Raw genomic sequence first — 16,103 nt, 5'->3', positions numbered from 1 at the left:
GAACTCTGGCTGCGGCAGGCCGGCGGCTCAGATACGCGCCTCGGCCCCGGCCAGTGAACTTGCGGAAAGGTCAAGGCAGGTGAGGGGAGCGCCCGGGCTATTGCGGAGAAGCAGCACGGTCTGCGCTCCGACGCCGTATCCCACCTCCAGCACAGTACTGCCGGGGGGGTAGGCGGTGCCGTGGTGCAGCCGAATCTCCAGCGTCACCGCCTTATCATTCAGGCGCCGGCTCTCCGCTTCCTCATAGCCGTGGACGTACCCTGAGCGCATGGATGCTTCCCTTGTCACCGTGGCGCCATGCTACTGCCGGCTCGGGAGGGCGATCTTGAACGCGATTGCGCTGAGCTGCTCAAGCCACGGCGGCGCGGTAGCGGGCCGGAGTGACGCCAAGTTGGCGGCGGAAGGCGCGGGTGAGATGGCTCTGGTCCGGGAAGCCGGCCCCGGCCGCAGCCTCGGCGGGGCGCTGGCCGGCTGCTAGCAGCCGCTGGGCCAGGCGCACGCGCTGCTGCAACAGATAGGCGTGCGGGGTCACTCCCACGGCCCGCGCGAAACCGCGCAGCAGTTGGAAGCGGCTCACCCCTGACAGGGCGGCCAGTTCCGTCAGGGTGGCGGGGCGCTCCGGAGCCTCCGCAAGGCGTCGCAAGGCCAGGGCGACGGGGGGCGGCGGACCGGCGACGGGCAGCGGGCGGCTGCCGTGCCGGGCTAGGAGAAGGGCGAGCAGCCGCAATAGGCCCTCCTCCGTGCCGAGAGCATCGGGGATCGGCTCCGTCAGCGCGACGAACAGTTGTTCGAACAACGTCGCGACGAGAGGATCATGCAGGACGGGGCGGGTAATCTCCGCCTCCCAGCGCAACTCCTGGCGCAACGCCTGGGCGACCAGACTGGGATCGAGGTAGAGCATCCGCCAGCTCCGTGCCGCGCCGCGCACGGGATCGCCGTCATGCATTTCGCCAGGATTGACGGTGATGACGTCACCGGCGACCGCCTCGACATGCCCGATACCGCTCCATGAGCGATGCGCGCCCTCGGTTAGCACGCCGATGCCGAAACCATCGTGAGCGTGCCGGGGGAAGGAATGGTCGATACGAGGGCGAAAGCCTCGATGCTTGGAATAGAGGATCGGTACTGCTCTGCCCGATGAAGGCTGCCTGCCACGATCCTCCGCTCCCTCATCCAAGGCCCCCTGCCTTGCAGAACGATAGCCCAACGAGCGCCCGGCGCGAGACCAATGGTCTACTTCCACTCTCACCAAATCCTCCCGCCACCCCTTAAGACACGATAACCCCTGGAAGCGCGCGCCAAATGAGTCGTCAGGCGATGATCACCACAATCTGACTTCTGCCTACTCCAAGTGGTCTTACTGTGCCTTGGCATACGTCAAGGGCGGCGGGAAGCTCCGGAATGTCACATACCATTCCCGCCTCTGCGCCCTGGACGGATGCCTCTCCGCGCCCGAAGGTTATGTCGACGCGAAAGGCTCTGTGAAGCATGGTGAACGATGAGCAACTGTCCCTCGACGACGTGCCAGTCGAGGATGTGAATGCCGCCCTCCGCATCTTCCGCCGGTTACCATTGGAGCTGCTAGGCTTCCTGATCCTCTTGCCAGTCGTGGGCGTTGGCCTGTCCAAGCTCAGTACGATCCTGTCGCCTCCCTACGGCCTATACATTTTTGGCCAAGGGCTCGTGACATGGGGATTGCTGCTGATGCTGGTTCTGTTGTTCGGGCTGTTGTGGTCGCGAGGACGGCATATCGGGCGGCTGCTGAATGACCCAGTGATCATGGCTTCACCCGTCGTGAGCTTGCTATCGGCACCTGGAGTGCTGGCCGAGCGAGCCAACGCATTGGGCATGGAATGGAGTGGCTTTTACGGGCCGCTTCGTCCGCGCAAAAGGCTGACGAAAGCCTAGAACGCGTCGTCGAACATCCGTCGCGCTTTGTCTGTAAAGCACGATAATCGTTGCTTATCGTGATAGGACGTAACAAGCAGGCGTTTACCTTTTTGCTTGCTTCAATGGTCCTATCTCGATGCCGGGCGATTCTGACCCTGCGGTATTTTCAGCACACGACATGCCAATAAAAGGAAGGGACCGTAAGGCCCCTTCCCTCCCTTCCTGTCAGTCCTTTGCCGGCTGAGCGGACATAGCCAGCGTAGCCTCATCCATGCGTGGCTCGTAGTCGATGCCGGCGCGGGTGGCCCAGATGTTGGTCAGGGTGAACAGCGGCATGATCGCCACGTCGTCCATGGCCAGTTTCACCGCCTGGCGCAGCAGGGCGTCGCGCTGCATGTCGTCCAGCGTTGCCAGGGCGCGGTCGCGCAACGCGTCCAGCTCGGGGTTGGAATAGCGCCCCACATTGGCGGCGCCGGTGCCCGCCGCACGGTCATAGGTGCCCATGATGCCTACCAGCGCCGAAGAAGCTTCCGCGCTGCTGCTGCCCCAGCCACCCAGTCGCAAGGCGAAGTCCTGCCGCGCCGAGCGCGGCGAATAGGTGGTGGAGGGCAGCGCCTCCACCTGCGTCTGGATGCCGACGCGCGTCCACATCTGGGCCACTGCCTGCGCCACCTTGGCATCGTTGGGATAGCGGTCGTTGGAGGTGTGCAGGGTCAGGCGGAAGCCCTGCGGAAAGCCCGCCTCGGCCAGCAGGCGCCGTGCGCCTTCTGGATCATAGGCCGGCGGCAGGACCTCGGGGTTGTAGCCGCCGGTGCCGGGCGGCAGCCATTGCCCTGCGGGCTGGGCGGTACCCTCCATCACACGCTCGGCCAGTGCATCGCGCTGGATGGCCATGGTGAAGGCACGGCGCACCCGAAGATCGTCGAAGGGGTTGGCGGGCAGCGGCTGGCCGGCGTTGTCCGTAACAAAAGGCAGGTTGCCGCGGCGGGACCGGTCGAAGTTCAGGAAGATGACGCGGGCGCTTTGCGCCTCGGTGATCCGCACCGCCTCGCTGCGCCGCAGCCGGGGCAGGTCGGCGGCGGGCACCTGGTCAATCATGTCCACATCGCCCGATAGCAGCGCGGCGCTGCGCGCGGCGGCATTCGGGATGAAGCGGTAATGCACCTGCTCCCAGGGCTGCGCGCCAGCCCAATAGGCATCGTTGCGAGTGAACTCGGTTCGGTCGCCGACGCGGTAGGAGCGTAGGCGGTAAGGACCGGTGCCGATGGCGGCCTTACCACTGTTGTAGTCCTCGGTCGCGGCCCCCTCACCCACATGGCGCGAGACGATGGAGAAGGAGGAGAAATCGGACGGCAGCAAGGGATAGGCCGTTTTGGTGTGGACGCGCAGCGTCAGCGGGTCGACCACTTCGACCCTTGTGACGGTGCGCACGAAACCGCCGAAGCCGCCCGGGCTGTTGGGCACGCTCGGCAGGCGCGCCAGTGAGAAGGCGACATCGTCGGCCGTGAAGTCGCGCCCGTCATGCCATGTCACGCCGGGACGTAGCTTGAACTCCCAAACGGTGTCCTCCACCGGCTTCCAGCTTTCCACCAAGCCGGGGGTCATGCGGCCCTGGGAGTCGTGGTTGATCAGCCGGTCGAAGACATGCAGCGTCAGGGCGTTGGCCGTGCCCGAGTTATAGAAATGCGGGTCCATCGAGATGGCAGAGCCGCCCACGGCGATGGTCAGGTCGCGCGCCGCGACCGGGTCCGCCGCCAGCAACACGCCTAACCCCAGTAGCCCGGCTAGGCGGGCACGTGATCCGCAGGTGGTGATGAATGGGTTCATCGTTTGGCGCTCCTCGGCTCTGATCCTACAAGAGGCTAGGACGGCGGCCGCACCACGACCACCCAGCCCCAGGTCACCAGGGGCGTGGTATTCCCGGCTTATTGTGCTTGGCTGTAGGGAGGCCACAGCTCACTCCATTGATTGTGTCGCCAGTCGATCTGAAGCAATCGTTGTCGCTTGTCGGTAGGGTGTTCAGGGTAGAAGCTGCTACCAACAGCAGGCTGCATGAGATCGTAATCAAGACGCACCATCGCAGTTGGTGTCGATGTTTTAGGGAGAGAGATTTTGCTGTTTCATACGATGGTGGGATCCAACGATATCCAACAATCCAAGCAGTTCTATGATGCGCTGCTCGGTACGCTGGGCGTCGGCGAAGCGACGATCAACATGGCAAGCAGCGGTCACACCCGGCTCTTCTACCGCAGTGACCGCGGCGCAAATTTCATCGTGACGAAGCCCATCAACAACGAGCCCGCGACGGTTGCTAACGGCAGCACTGTCGCTTTCTCATGCGACTCACCCGAGCAAGTCCGTCAGTTCCACGATGTAGCAGTCGCCAATGGTGGCACCTCGATCGAGGACGGGCCAGGACCACGCCAGTCGGCGATGGGGACGATCCATCTGGCGTACGTTCGCGATCCCGACGGCAACAAGCTATGCGCCATATACCGCCCTTCGTAATATTGGGCTGGTAAAACCTTCCCGCGAATGATGGATTGGTCAGGAGGCTGCCGCTCTACTGAGCGGCAGCTTGCCAGTAGAAGCCAATTTTCCTAGACCCATGTCTAACCCCGGAATGGGCTGGTCATACTGAGGCAAACTGTTAACTACAGTTGGTGACAGCATCTTGCTGACCAGCGGCGAATGTTTCGCTGAGTCGAGCTTGGACAGCCCCGAGCTTCTCTGGGTTCCGCACCACATAGATCGCCACGATCCTGCCATCCCGCACGTCCAGCGCCGTGGTTTGTGGCAGGCCATCGGCTTCCAGCGTGATGTAGCCTGGCAAGCCGTTGACGCGGCCGAGGTGCAGCAGTGGGACGTGCGAGAGCCGCCCCTTACGGGACAGCCCTGCAAAGAAGCGCGTGACCTTGTCGACCCCGTGGATCGGGTTCAGGGCGGCGTTACGGATGCCGCCGCCATCCGTGTGCAGGACCACGTCACCGGCCAGGAGCTGTTGCAAGGCAACTTCGCTGCCGTCGCGGGACGCCGCGAAGAAGGCCCGGGCGATGCGCTGGGCGTCCTCCTCGGTCACGGTCTGGCGGGGGTGTGCTTCGCCCAGATGCACGCGGGCGCGCGTGGCTAGCTGGCGGCAGGCGGCCTCGCCGCGGCCCAGCAGGGAGGCGATCTCGGCGAAGGGTGTTTCGAACAGGTCGTGCAGGATGAAGGCGGCGCGTTCGGCCGGTGACAGCCGCTGCAGGGTGAGCAGGAAGGCGACGGAGATGTCCTGGGCCCGCTCATGGGCGGCCTGCTGTGGCGGCTCCTCTGGTCCCAGGATGGGCTCCGGTAGCCAGGGGCCGACATAGGTTTCCCGTCGATGGCGGGCGGATTTGAGGTGATCCAGGCTCAGCCGCGCCGCGACCTTGAGCAACCAGGCGCGGGGCGTGGTGATCTGCGCCCGATCCGTGGCGTTCCAGCGTAGAAAGACCTCCTGGGTGATATCCTCCGCCGTGGCAAAGGAGCCGGTCATGCGGTAGGCGAGCCCAATCAGCTCGGCGCGCAGCGGCGTGAAGTGCGCTGCAGGATCGGGCTCACCGGTCACGCTCAGGCAGCCGCGGTGATGGGGTGCCGGGCGGGCACGCTGCGGAAGCCGATGGCCAGGCGGTTCCAGGCGTTAATGGTGCCGATCAGCACGGAAAGCTGCACGATCTCCGCGTCGGAGAAGTGGGGGCGCAGCCCGTCATAGGCTGCGTCCGGTGCATGGGTCTCGGCGACCAAGGTCAGCGCTTCGGTCCAGGCCAGGGCGGCGCGTTCGCGGTCCGTGTAGTGCGGTGCTTCCTGCCAAGCATCCAGCAGCAAGAGCCGCGCGGCTGTTTCACCAGCCTTCATGGCGTCGCGGGTGTGCATGTCGATGCAGAAGGCGCAGCCGTTGATCTGCGAGGCACGGGTCTTCACCAGCTCGATCAGGCTGTGCTCGAGGCCGGCAGAGGTCACGGCCTTCTCCAGGGCCATCATGGCGTGCAGCAGTTGGGGTGCGGCGGCGGCGTAGTTCAGGCGGGGGGTCATGGCGGCTGATCCTGTCAAAGGTTCCGCGCATAAGACGAGATAGCGACGCCGGATGTGACGTGCCGGGCAAAACTTTGGCCGAGATCGGCAGAGGTTCGAGCAGATGGCTCCGCTGCGATTGCCCTCCCCCAAACAGTCGTTTGATCAATGGCCTACTCGCAGTCCCGCCCTCAACGACCGTTCAAGGCTATCCAACACCCTCGGACATCTGTGCCAGCCCCCACTTCGCGGCTAATGCGACATGCTCTGTCTCCAAAAGCGGTGTCCCCCTACCCTGCTGACACCTCTCCTGAGCCTTCTTTTTTATCTGAGAGACTTCGGCTGACCGGGCTTCGGTATCGCTTGGCGACCACTGTGCTGGGCTGGCGAAGAGATAGGCCGAGGTCCACTGACACCAGCGGCCGCCGACCACCAGGCCGCGGCGGACGTGACCCATGATGCCGGCCGCCTCGATACGCTCGAGCGCCAACTGCACCGTGGAGCGGGCGCAGCCTGCCCAGGCGGCCAGCTGGCCGATCGAAGGGTCGCAAACGCCGTGCCGCGATGGCCCGCGGTACAGCAGCGTCCACAGCACGATGATGCCGGTGCGGCGCAAGGCGCCGCCATGCAGGCCAGGCCGGTGGGTGAGCCGCTCCAGGCGACGGGCGGCGTCCATGATGCTCCGGCGATCGGCATCGCCGAGGCGCTGACGCTGCCAAGCGGCAACGCGCACGGACCCGGCACGGGCCGGGCGTGAGGATACAGGCATGCCCATGCTCCTGGGCCGCCAACAGGACGCAGTTTCCCGTTCCGCGAATCTTGCGGTTGAAAGCGCAGACGCCTATCTTAGGAGCAGCACTAGGCTCCGGTTCCGCCCTGGCAGGCGGGATAGGTCATATTCACGGGAAGGGGTTGTTCTGGCAGTTCTGCTGGGGCGACCCCTTTTCCTTTGTGGCGCCGGAGATTCGAGGCCACGCCTCAGCATGGCTTCCAACACGCCTAAGATCAACATCTTGCGTAACAGCAATCCCATCTAAACCATTGAACTCTAATACTTCCGGATAACCGATAAGTCGGATATCCGATTTTCCGACATATCGGTTGACCGATAACCCGACATACCGGATCATCTCAGCCATGGCACCTCAAATCCTGGCTTTAGCCAGCACAAAAGGCGGCGTAGGCAAGACCACGCTCGCTTTTTGCCTCGCTACTGAATTAGCGCGCCGACTATCCGATATGTCGGATAGTCGGCAAGCCGATATACCGGATAGTCGGATGGTCGAATGCATTGATGCGGATCCGAATCAAACTCTCTATCAAGCGATTCGCCGGGGCAAGGCGAGGGGCGTCAGGGCTGAGGTAGCAAACGGGGAGACGCTTCTGGCGGCCGTTGCTGAAGCAAGTAAACGGGCTGGGCTGATTGTCATCGATCTGGAGGGCACAGCCAACCAGGCGATGCTCTATGCATGTGGCAAAGCAAACCTCGTCCTGATCCCGGCTCAACCATCACTCTTCGATGTGGTAGAGGCGATGAAGACCCATGCGGTAGTAGAGCAGGCGGCTGATCTGACGCGAAGGGAGATCACTACTCGCGTGGTTCTCTCTCGCACTCCGGTACTTCGACAAAGGGTAGTGGACCATAGCCGCAAGCAGTTTGCCGAACGCGGCTTGCCAATTCTGTCCACTGAACTGATGGAACGGACGGCGTTCCGGCTGATGACTTATACTGGCACCCCGCCATGGGAAGATGACCCAGAAGGGGGGGCTGCCGGCAATGTGACTGCGATTGGTGATGAGGTAGCAAAACTACTTGGATGGACGGACAATGGCTAAGCGCCCTGCGATCCCCTTGCCTGACCTAAATGACGATGAACTACGGCAGCGGCTGCAGCCGCTAGCAGATAGAGTGCTGCCCAGCATGCCAGCAGCTGCTTCAGTCCGCACTACCAAGCCTAAACGGCAGGGTATGGAGTTCGCGTTGCCTGAGGCTGTCGCTGTAGAGCTCAAGACCCGAGCAGCAAAACGCCAGATCTCAGCTACAACGCTGATACTCGAGATTCTTCGTGATGCAGGCTTCCCTGTAGTGGCAGCGGATTTTGTAGACCTACGAAAAATGCCCAGGAAGTCTCTCTAGGCAGAAGTTCGACATATCGGCTATCCGATTATTCGGGTTTCCGACATACCGGTAGTCCGACATACCGGTAGTCCGACCTGCCGGGGGATCGGCTATTCGAATATTCGGTTAATCGGCTTACCATGGGCATTCTGCGTAAGATAGAATCTCGCCGAAAAGGCAAAAAAGGGGGAATTCTCTCTAGCTGTTCTTACTTCGCGAACAACGCCAGTAGCGGCACCAGCGCCGCGATCGCCACCGGGATCGACCATTACTGCATCAGGCTCCAGAACAGTTTGCGCCGGCGGTACAACAGGACGCGCTCGTTGGAACGCGGGTCCAGCAATTCTTGCGGGGGCGCGCTGTTCAGGCGCTTGTCGACCACCCAATTGGCCGCCGCCATGCCGCCTGCGAAGACAGCCAGGAAGGCTAGGTCCGGCCACCCGGCGGCGGTCAACACCGCTTGCAACAGGCCGCCCATCACCACAGAGGTGATGAGCACGATGGACACCACCAAGATGCCCCATCCCGACCAGATCAAGAACATGCCGCGATGATCTTAGATGGCTCTGGCAATGATGCCCGGTCACGCTGAAGCTGCGCGCCGCTGCACCCTGACCCTGTGCATTCGGCAAGAGTGATGGCCTAGCCGGATCCCCAGCGATAGGAGGCCTGCCACCTCCCTATGATCGATTCTCTGATCGCCGAGCTGAAGCTAGATTTCTGCGGCGCCTCGACGAGCGGGATATCCACAGATCACGGGGACAGAGCTGTGGATCAGCCGGTGGATGAGGTGTGCGTGGCTTGCCGGGACAGGGACCAACGGCCAGCGGCGCCCTGCTCTCTGCAGCACGCTCGGGGGTAAGGTAGGGGTAGCGCCAGGGTTGATCCCACATCGCGGGCGGTGGGCTTGACCCGCTACCAGCCGAGGCTTCCCGGCCCGCCTTTGAAGGGCCCCGCCACGTGCGAGGTGATCCAACCGCCGTAGAACCCGCCGGGCTGCGGTGTCACCCGCTCCCCGTCGACCTCGCAGACATCCAACAGTGCGGCGTAGAAGGCCAGATACCCCGCGAGGGCCTGAAAGGCCGGGGTGGGCCGTGGGTAGCTCCAGGCAATCTCCGGCAGCACGATGCCGTCCAGCACCAGGTCGAAATATACCGCCTGGCCCTTCCACTCGCAGAGAGACCGGCGCGAGGACGGGCGCAGCCGGGTCATCGCCACGTCCTGGGGCGGCAGGTAGTAGCTGGGCGGATGACTGGTTTCCAAGGTGCGGACGCTGCGCCGGCTGTCTGCGATGAGGAGGCCGGCATGCTGGATGCGGATGTGCCGCGCGCAGGCTTCGGCCACGGCGGGGCGGGGAAACGTCCAGACGCTTTCCTGCCCGGGGCGGGCGGGATCGGGTACCACGCTCATCGCGAGGCTCCGGGGGAGGGGGTGTGCCGCCGCATCCAGCGCTGCAGGGCAGGGCGGCCGCGCAGGAAGCCCCGGTAGGCGCGCTCCAGCAGCCACAGCACCGTGGGATGGCGCGCGATCAAGCCGAGGGGCCGCAGCACGGGGATGGCCCGCCACATGGCGGCGAAGGCGGCGGCGCCCGACAGCATCTGACCGTCCTCCCGGGCATGGAAGCGCGCCAGCAGGGCCGCCCGGTCGAGCGGGCAGGCGACCTCCGGCGTGGCGACATCGATGAAGGCGATCGCGCCGCGACGGTCGAGCCGCCGCATCAGCGCGATCTCGCGTTGGCACAGCGGGCAGGACCCGTCGTACCAGACCTGGAGCTGGGACATGTTCTGGCAGATGGAGTGGCCGGCGCTGTTGTCACCCCACGGCGCCAGCCTGTGCTGTCGATGGACCATAGTAACAATGAACAGGACACCGAGCCCCGGGCGCCCGACGACCCGGCATCATGCCAATCTGGCTGGCCAACTTCCCGGTATCGGAACTTGGCACTGAATGGCTGCTTGAGCGAGGTCTTCCAACGTCTTCCGCGGCAGTGACAATCCTTCGCGACGATAGCGCACCTCGTTCTTCGCCTCGATCTCACCAGGATAGAACACCTCGTCGCAGCCCGGCACGCGCGGCACGGCCTTGAGCTGCTCAACCATACGCTCCATGCGCTCGGCGAAGGCATCCACTGGCCCAAAGGCCGCAATGTTTAGGGCCAGGAACATGTGGCCGCACCGGCTGCGCCGTTCCGCCTGATAAGGTCCGCTGACCTCGTCCAGGATGCCGCTACCGGATAGCACGCCAGACAGCACGTCCATCATCACCGAGATCGCGTAGCCCTTGTGCTCTGCCATCGGCTGGATCACGCCGTTCAGCGCCGTTACAGGGTCCGTCGTCGCCCTGCCATCCTCGTCGATCGCCCATTGGCTGGGGATAGGCCGCCCTTTCTGCCGGGCCAGGAAGATCTTGCCGCGCGCCACCACCGTGTTGGCGATGTCGAGCATCATCGGCGCGTGCCGCCCAGCCGGTGCAGCGATGGACCAGGGATTGTTGCCAACCAGCTTCTTGCGCCCGCCCCAGGGAGCCATCGCCGGGCTGCCGTTGGTGGTGAGCATGCCGATGCAGCCCTCCGCGGTGGCCATGCGGGTGAAGTAGCCGAGCGCGCCATGATGATTGGAATTGCGGACCGAGACGACGCCCACGCCATGTGCCTTGGCGCGGCGCACCGCATCCTGCATGGCCTGCACGGCGACCACCTGCCCAACACCATCCTCAGCGTCCAGCACGGCGATGGCGCCGGCGTCTACCAGCTTACGCGGCTGGGTCACCGGCCGCATGACGCCGCTGCGCAAGCGGTCGATGTACCAGGGTGCACGCATGACACCGTGCGAGGAGTGCCCCCAGAGATCCGCCGTCACCAGCGTCTCCGCCACCAGTTGCGCATCCTCCGCCGGCAAGCCGTTCGCCCGGTATAGGTCAGCGACGAAGTCACGCAGGGTTTCGGCGGGTACAAGTGTCATCAGGATGCATCCTTGGTCGGTTTCGCGGGGAGGGGGCGATGGCGTGGTGTGTCGTAGGCAAGTGCGTCTTCCGCACGGACTGGCCCGGCGTTACTCATGCTGGATGAGCATAAATTTCGAGGTGCTGGACCTGCAGGCCCTCATGGCGGTACTCGACCTGCGCAGCTTCAGCCTGGCGGCGGCGCGGCTGAACATGTCGCAGCCGGCGCTGAGCCGCCGGATCCAGCGATTGGAGGCTAGACTGGGTGGGCCTCTTTTGGAGCGCACGACACGCCATGTGGCGCCCTCCGTGCTCGGCCAGCAGGTCTTGCCGCTGCTCCGGCGCGCGTTGAACGAAATGGAGAACGCGCTGGACGGCATCGAGGATCTGGGTGGCCAGGACCGCGGCTGGGTGGTCGTGGCGTGCCTGCAGACAGCGGTGCCGTACTTCATGCCGCCGGCCCTCGCCGCCTTGCGTGCCACGCACCCGCGCGTTCGCGTGCGGATCCTCGACATGACGGCCCAGGAAGCTTTGCAGAGCGTGGCGTCGGGCGAGGCCGACTTCGCCATCACGCTGGTCAATGCAGTTCAGGACACGGACTTGGACGTCCAACCGCTGCTGGACGATCCCTTCGTGCTGGCTTGCGATGCCGGGCATGCACTTGCGCAGTGCGAGCAGCTGCTGTGGCGGGAGCTGGTGGACTATCCCGTGATCGTCGCGGCGCGCACGAGTGTGCACCGTCCTTTGATCCAGGAAGCCCTGGCCCGCACCGGGTTGCGCCTGTCCTGGAGCTACGAAGTGCTGCACATGTCGAGTGCCTTTCACCTGATCCGCGCGGGGCTGGGCGTTTCGGTGTTGCCGCGCATCGCCATGCTGTCCGCCGGGCAGTCGGACCTGCGGGCGATCCCATTGCTGGAGCCCGTCATCCACCGGCCGATCTCCATCGTTCATCGCCGCTCCAGGCCCTTGTCGCCAGCAGCCCAATGCCTCGCTGCCCTGGTACGTCGACACCGCGGCCAGGACAGCGAAGGAACCTAAGGCGCCACGCTTAACTGGCTCAGACGAGGCCAAGCTCCGTCAGCACCGTCGTGGTGCTCGCCACTTCCTGGGCCAGGAAGCGGCCGAACGCCTCGCCCGGCAGCCAGGCGTCGTCCCAGCCGCGCTGCTGCAGGGCTTCGCGCCATTCCGGCGTGGCGTGCATCCGTTCCATCAGCGTTACCAGGGCCGCCTTCTGCGCTGCGGTCAGACCGGGCGCGCAGAAAACGCCGCGCCAGGTGGGCAGTGCGACATCCAGCCCGATCTCCTTGAGGGTCGGCACGTCGGGTCCGGCGCGCCGCTCTCCGGTAGTGGCCAGTGCGCGCAGTCGCCCGGCGCGCACTTGCTCGCCAAATTCGGAGATACCGGAGATGGCCGCCGTGACCTGGCCCCCCAGGACTGCCGCGAGCGCCGGGCCGCCGCCGGAATAAGCCACGTAGGACGCCTCCCGTGCGGAACGGCCCAGCGCCTTCAGGATCAGCCCCAGGGTGATGTGTTCCGTGCCGCCAGCCGAACCGCCGGCCACCGACACCGCGCCGGGGTTCTCCTTCAGGCGAGCCAGCAGATCCTGCATGGTCCTAAGGGGGGACTCCGGCGGCACGACGAAGACGCTGACCTCCTCGGTCAGGCGCGCAACCGGCGCCACGTCCAGCACGCCAGCCGGAGACTTGTTGGCGATGGCGGCCCCGACCATGACGCTGCCGGCCACCATCAGGCCCTCTGGCCGGCTGCGGTACTGCGCCAGGAAGCGCGGCAGGCCGACGGTACCGCCGGCGCCCCCGACATTCTCCACCTGCACGCTGCCAACCAGGTGAGCCTGGCGTGTCACATGCTCAATAGCGCGGCCCAGCCCGTCCCAACCGCCGCCGGGATTGGCCGGGATAAACAGCCGGAGGCTGGGGTAGAGCGGCTCGGCCTGCGCCGACGTGCTGCTCAGGCCATAGGCCAGGGCAGGAAGGGCGAGGGCGGACTTCAGCACATGCCTGCGGTTCATTATGGACGTTCCCAACCGTGTTTCTGCCGCCCCTTGTAAAACGACCGAGTGCTTGGTGGGGCAGCAGGGCATCTCCGGGGTTCTGAGATAGACCTAGGCTGTTTGCGGTAAGACGATAAATGCGCGGATTCAAGGATTGATGCGTCGAACGCATCGTTGCCTAGTCTGCCAGGGGCGTGCCGAAGTGTCATTGCCCGGTTCGCTCTGGGAAGCAGACGGTGCTTCGGGCGAGGCCTGGCCTCTGGGTCCAGTGGCTCATCCCACGGAAGCCCGACTGAGATACGGCCTACAGTGCCAAATTAAGGCACCTCGCCGTCCTCTTCTGCATCAGGACGATAAGCCACTACTGACGGTGCCAATGTCCGATATGGAGCGTTATTCTGCTAGCGACCTATCCCATTGGGTCACGCAAGGGAGCACCATGCCTCGCTACAATTCTGCGGCTGTCCCGTCGAACCAGCCGATCGTCGTCAGTCGGTCGCAGACCCGCCTGGATGCACTGGCTGGCCTGCTCGATAGCAAATGGCGGGTTCCTGGCACGGGCATCCGCTTTGGTGCTGACGCTCTGATGAGCCTGGTGCCTGGCGTGGGGCCGGCAGTGTCTACGGTCGTCTCAGCGTATATTATCTGGGAGGCCCGCAAACTGGGCGTCTCCACCGGCACACTGCTTCGCATGATGGGTAATGTCGGCCTGGATACGCTGATCAGCTCCGTACCCCTGGCCGGCTCTGTCGGAGACGTTTTCTTCCGAGCCAATCTTCGCAACATGGCGCTGGTGCGGAGACATCTGGCTCAGCGGGATGTTCTGCCACGCTGAATGTGATCCGCCGGAGGAAGAGCTGCGAATGGACGAGTTCGGCCTTCCAAAAGGCAGGCGGTGGTAACCAGTTGTCGCTTAGTCTTCCGGGCCTGATAAGCTGTTATCGCATATCAAGAATCGTCGACTGGTGTCTGAGAAGGGTGGGTCGCCGGAGTTAGCTGCTTGCGCGGCAATGCTGGATGCGCTTTCCCGGGCGGCTATTCACAAGCCGTCATCTCCAAAACGCTGCAGCCGGGTCTGGCCGAAAGCAGGCTTTCTACTTTCCACTAGAGTGCTTGAGAAGCCGCCGTTAGAGCATCGGCCATCCTCAGCCGCCTCTGACCCAGCGGACAGACTTCGCGGGGACGGCAGGGGCGCCGTCAGGTCTCCTCGATGAAACGGTCGACGATCACGATAAAGACGGGGATCGCACGCCATTGTCGTCGGTCCCTTGTCATTGTCTTGCCGGAGGCGATGCTGATTATGTAGCTGCCGCCCGGACGCCTCGGTGAAGCTGCCCGCCGGCCCATCCTATTGGTGGCAGGAGCGGTGCAGCGGCGTAAGCCCTGCCGTTCGGTTGAATACTGCTTCCACAGCCACTGCCTGCTTGCCTGCCATCAGTGGCTGGCGCGCAGTGACTGGACTTGCCGCCCTCGCAGAGCCATGCAGCCGATGAAAACGAGCCCGGCCGGCTTGCGCTTGGCTTCCGCCAGAAGATCGCCGCACGCTGCGGACGCGGCCGGCGGCGTTGCGCGGGCCGGACCGCCGGGCCATGCGACGCTCGCCATGGTCGCGGCGGCGATCGCCGGCAACTAGACGCGCCTCTTGCTCGTACCACAGACGTTTCGGCGAGCTGTGGCTTGGCTTGCAGGGTGGTTCCGGGCTTCACTTTCGCCAAGCATAAGGCTTTGATGGCGCCGGACACATCAATCCTCCGGAAGCTCCGGTTGGCTGTGCCTGGGACAGGCCGCGAGATGACCACTCTCGACCCAGGCCTGATCTCGCCGGCCGTTGCACCCCTGTGGCAGAATGCCCTCAAACTGCCGGCACAGCACTGATCCGATGCGCAGACGCTCCCTCATCCTCGGCACCGTGCTAGCCGCCGAAGGCGTGCTCCTGTCGCATGGAAGCCCGGAACCTGCCCTGGACGACTTGGTCGCATGGGCCAAGGCGATCGGAAGACGGCACGGTTTGCTGATCGGCTTCGGTAATCCAGCGCAGTTCTACACGCCGCCATTTGGAGCAACAGACGCCGTCATCCCGAGCTGTGAGGCGGATCCGGTCGTGTTCGACAATCTCCGCCCTGCACTCGACGGCATCGCCACTTCGCTCGCCCTCTATCCTCCTGGGTTCATTGCGAAGTATTGCCGGGCCATTTTCATTTGTGGAAACCTGCGCTGTGAAGGGGTAAGCGCCGGCGGTACATATGGGCCTGCCTGGATTATCTTGTCTGCCAACCCGGTGTTTGGGCCGGGCGGCATCCACGAAACGGCGCGGCTTGGTGTACATCACGAGTTCAGCTCGCTTATCCTGGCACGGTCTCCGGCATTGGTGCCGCGCTGGATAGCAACTCTGCCTGTCGGCTGGCAGAGTATCGAGAGCACGCGCGATGCCCTGCTTCAGGCAGGCGACGAGGGGCACGACGGTTTTCTGTCGTCCTACGGGGCGACCTCGGTGGAAAACGATTTCAATACTTACGCCGAGACCGCGTTCGGAGATCCACCCAGGCTCGTCGAACTTGCCAGGACATCCCGAACAATACGACAGAAGGCCACTCTACTGCTTGGCCTCTATATCTCACTGGATGAGCGCCTGAACGCGACGTTCCGGAGCTTTGGTCTCGGCGAACTGCTGGCGGAGAGTGGTGATCACCCCTGAAAGCCAGTTCGTGAAGGCCACTTGGCCGACGCAGCAACCACGTCCACCTGGATCTGCCTTGAGACGGCCGATGAGACATGTCCGATTTTGGGCAAATAGCGATGACAAGCGGACTGCTGGAGATCGGCGTGAAGCAGTCGCTTACATTGGCAGCGACGCGATGTCTGCCCCTACTCTCGTAGCCAACTTTGCGCCAAGAAGTATCAATATCGTGGAAGTGTCGGTTGCTGACATCCTTAACGGCGGCGAACTGTGGCACCAGGACGCCCCCTGCAGGTGAGGCCCGATATTGACGGGCCATAGCGACGGAAAGACCACCAGCGTATCCCCACACCGATGACAGCGCCGCCGCTGGCCTGGCGGCGCTGTCATGGCGGGATCCAACAAGATTAGCTGCCGAATGGCACCTGCGGCATCGG

The 16,103-nt window shown here is 64.1% G+C and carries 17 protein-coding genes and 1 pseudogene; 6 read left to right on the top strand and 12 right to left on the bottom strand.

Annotated features, from left to right (window positions below; all coding sequences use genetic code 11):
- Nucleotides 1-349: 349 nt before the first annotated feature.
- Nucleotides 350-1,173 (bottom strand): annotated as a pseudogene (locus tag IAI59_RS22260) (helix-turn-helix transcriptional regulator).
- Nucleotides 1,174-1,488: 315 nt separating this feature from the next.
- Between IAI59_RS22260 and IAI59_RS22255 the strand changes: the two are divergent.
- Nucleotides 1,489-1,908, top strand: coding sequence for a hypothetical protein (locus IAI59_RS22255; protein ID WP_207419868.1), 420 nt, complete (start codon nt 1,489-1,491; stop codon nt 1,906-1,908).
- A 207-nt stretch (nt 1,909-2,115) separates the two neighbouring features.
- On the opposite strand, the gene IAI59_RS22250 is transcribed toward IAI59_RS22255, so the two are convergent.
- Nucleotides 2,116-3,717: an ABC transporter substrate-binding protein gene (locus tag IAI59_RS22250; RefSeq protein WP_207419869.1), complete on the bottom strand. Its 1,602-nt coding sequence runs from the start codon at nt 3,715-3,717 to the stop codon at nt 2,116-2,118.
- Nucleotides 3,718-4,002: 285 nt separating this feature from the next.
- Here IAI59_RS22250 and IAI59_RS22245 point away from each other — a divergent pair, with 285 nt between their 5' ends.
- A complete protein-coding gene (locus IAI59_RS22245) occupies nt 4,003-4,398 on the top strand; it encodes a VOC family protein (RefSeq protein WP_207419870.1) in 396 nt (131 codons plus the stop codon).
- 142 nt (nt 4,399-4,540) lie between these two features.
- Here the strand turns inward: IAI59_RS22245 and IAI59_RS22240 are convergent, their stop codons facing one another.
- From IAI59_RS22240 to IAI59_RS22225, 4 genes are all read right to left on the bottom strand, one after another.
- Nucleotides 4,541-5,476 carry a sigma-70 family RNA polymerase sigma factor gene (locus IAI59_RS22240; RefSeq protein WP_207419871.1) on the bottom strand — a complete coding sequence of 312 codons (936 nt, stop codon included), beginning with the start codon at nt 5,474-5,476 and terminating at the stop codon, nt 4,541-4,543.
- A 2-nt stretch (nt 5,477-5,478) separates the two neighbouring features.
- Complete coding sequence (locus IAI59_RS22235; protein WP_207419872.1) at nt 5,479-5,940, bottom strand: carboxymuconolactone decarboxylase family protein; 462 nt, start codon at nt 5,938-5,940, stop codon at nt 5,479-5,481.
- A 187-nt stretch (nt 5,941-6,127) separates the two neighbouring features.
- Nucleotides 6,128-6,595, bottom strand: a complete 468-nt coding sequence (locus tag IAI59_RS22230; protein WP_207419873.1) for a hypothetical protein — start codon at nt 6,593-6,595, stop codon at nt 6,128-6,130.
- A gap of 223 nt (nt 6,596-6,818) precedes the next feature.
- Nucleotides 6,819-7,058, bottom strand: coding sequence for a hypothetical protein (locus IAI59_RS22225; protein ID WP_207419874.1), 240 nt, complete (start codon nt 7,056-7,058; stop codon nt 6,819-6,821).
- Here IAI59_RS22225 and IAI59_RS22220 point away from each other — a divergent pair.
- On the top strand, nt 7,057-7,755 hold the full coding sequence (locus tag IAI59_RS22220; protein ID WP_207419875.1) for a ParA family protein: 699 nt from the start codon (nt 7,057-7,059) through the stop codon (nt 7,753-7,755). The genes IAI59_RS22225 and IAI59_RS22220 overlap by 2 nt on opposite strands.
- Before the next feature lie 551 nt (nt 7,756-8,306).
- Here the strand turns inward: IAI59_RS22220 and IAI59_RS22215 are convergent.
- The 4 genes from IAI59_RS22215 to IAI59_RS22200 form a co-directional block, all read right to left on the bottom strand.
- A complete protein-coding gene (locus tag IAI59_RS22215) occupies nt 8,307-8,582 on the bottom strand; it encodes a hypothetical protein (RefSeq protein WP_207444046.1) in 276 nt (91 codons plus the stop codon).
- Nucleotides 8,583-8,953: 371 nt separating this feature from the next.
- Nucleotides 8,954-9,448: a DUF427 domain-containing protein gene (locus tag IAI59_RS22210; RefSeq protein WP_207419877.1), complete on the bottom strand. Its 495-nt coding sequence runs from the start codon at nt 9,446-9,448 to the stop codon at nt 8,954-8,956.
- Nucleotides 9,445-9,819, bottom strand: a complete 375-nt coding sequence (locus IAI59_RS22205) for a thiol-disulfide oxidoreductase DCC family protein (protein WP_207419878.1) — start codon at nt 9,817-9,819, stop codon at nt 9,445-9,447. The genes IAI59_RS22210 and IAI59_RS22205 overlap by 4 nt, the downstream gene beginning before the upstream one ends.
- A 117-nt stretch (nt 9,820-9,936) precedes the next feature.
- The gene (locus IAI59_RS22200) at nt 9,937-10,998 is read right to left on the bottom strand and encodes an Ldh family oxidoreductase (RefSeq protein WP_207419879.1); all 1,062 of its coding nucleotides are present in this window, start codon (nt 10,996-10,998) and stop codon (nt 9,937-9,939) included.
- A gap of 121 nt (nt 10,999-11,119) precedes the next feature.
- Here IAI59_RS22200 and IAI59_RS22195 point away from each other — a divergent pair, with 121 nt between their 5' ends.
- A complete protein-coding gene (locus IAI59_RS22195; protein ID WP_207444044.1) occupies nt 11,120-12,016 on the top strand; it encodes a LysR family transcriptional regulator in 897 nt (298 codons plus the stop codon).
- 19 nt (nt 12,017-12,035) lie between these two features.
- On the opposite strand, the gene IAI59_RS22190 is transcribed toward IAI59_RS22195, so the two are convergent.
- On the bottom strand, nt 12,036-13,007 hold the full coding sequence (locus tag IAI59_RS22190; RefSeq protein WP_207419881.1) for a Bug family tripartite tricarboxylate transporter substrate binding protein: 972 nt from the start codon (nt 13,005-13,007) through the stop codon (nt 12,036-12,038).
- A gap of 421 nt (nt 13,008-13,428) precedes the next feature.
- On the opposite strand from IAI59_RS22190, the gene IAI59_RS22185 reads away from it, so the two are divergent.
- The gene (locus IAI59_RS22185) at nt 13,429-13,824 is read left to right on the top strand and encodes a DUF4112 domain-containing protein (protein ID WP_207419882.1); all 396 of its coding nucleotides are present in this window, start codon (nt 13,429-13,431) and stop codon (nt 13,822-13,824) included.
- Between the two features lie 599 nt (nt 13,825-14,423).
- Here IAI59_RS22185 and IAI59_RS22180 read toward each other — a convergent pair.
- Nucleotides 14,424-14,618 (bottom strand): hypothetical protein, encoded by a 195-nt coding sequence (locus IAI59_RS22180; RefSeq protein WP_207419883.1) that lies wholly within the window; start codon nt 14,616-14,618, stop codon nt 14,424-14,426.
- A gap of 250 nt (nt 14,619-14,868) precedes the next feature.
- Here IAI59_RS22180 and IAI59_RS22175 point away from each other — a divergent pair, with 250 nt between their 5' ends.
- On the top strand, nt 14,869-15,684 hold the full coding sequence (locus tag IAI59_RS22175; protein WP_207419884.1) for a hypothetical protein: 816 nt from the start codon (nt 14,869-14,871) through the stop codon (nt 15,682-15,684).
- Nucleotides 15,685-16,103 lie beyond the last annotated feature (419 nt).

It is taken from the genome of Roseomonas haemaphysalidis (genome assembly GCF_017355405.1).
GTDB lineage: Bacteria > Pseudomonadota > Alphaproteobacteria > Acetobacterales > Acetobacteraceae > Pseudoroseomonas > Pseudoroseomonas haemaphysalidis.
This window is presented reverse-complemented; position numbering and strand designations above follow the sequence as displayed.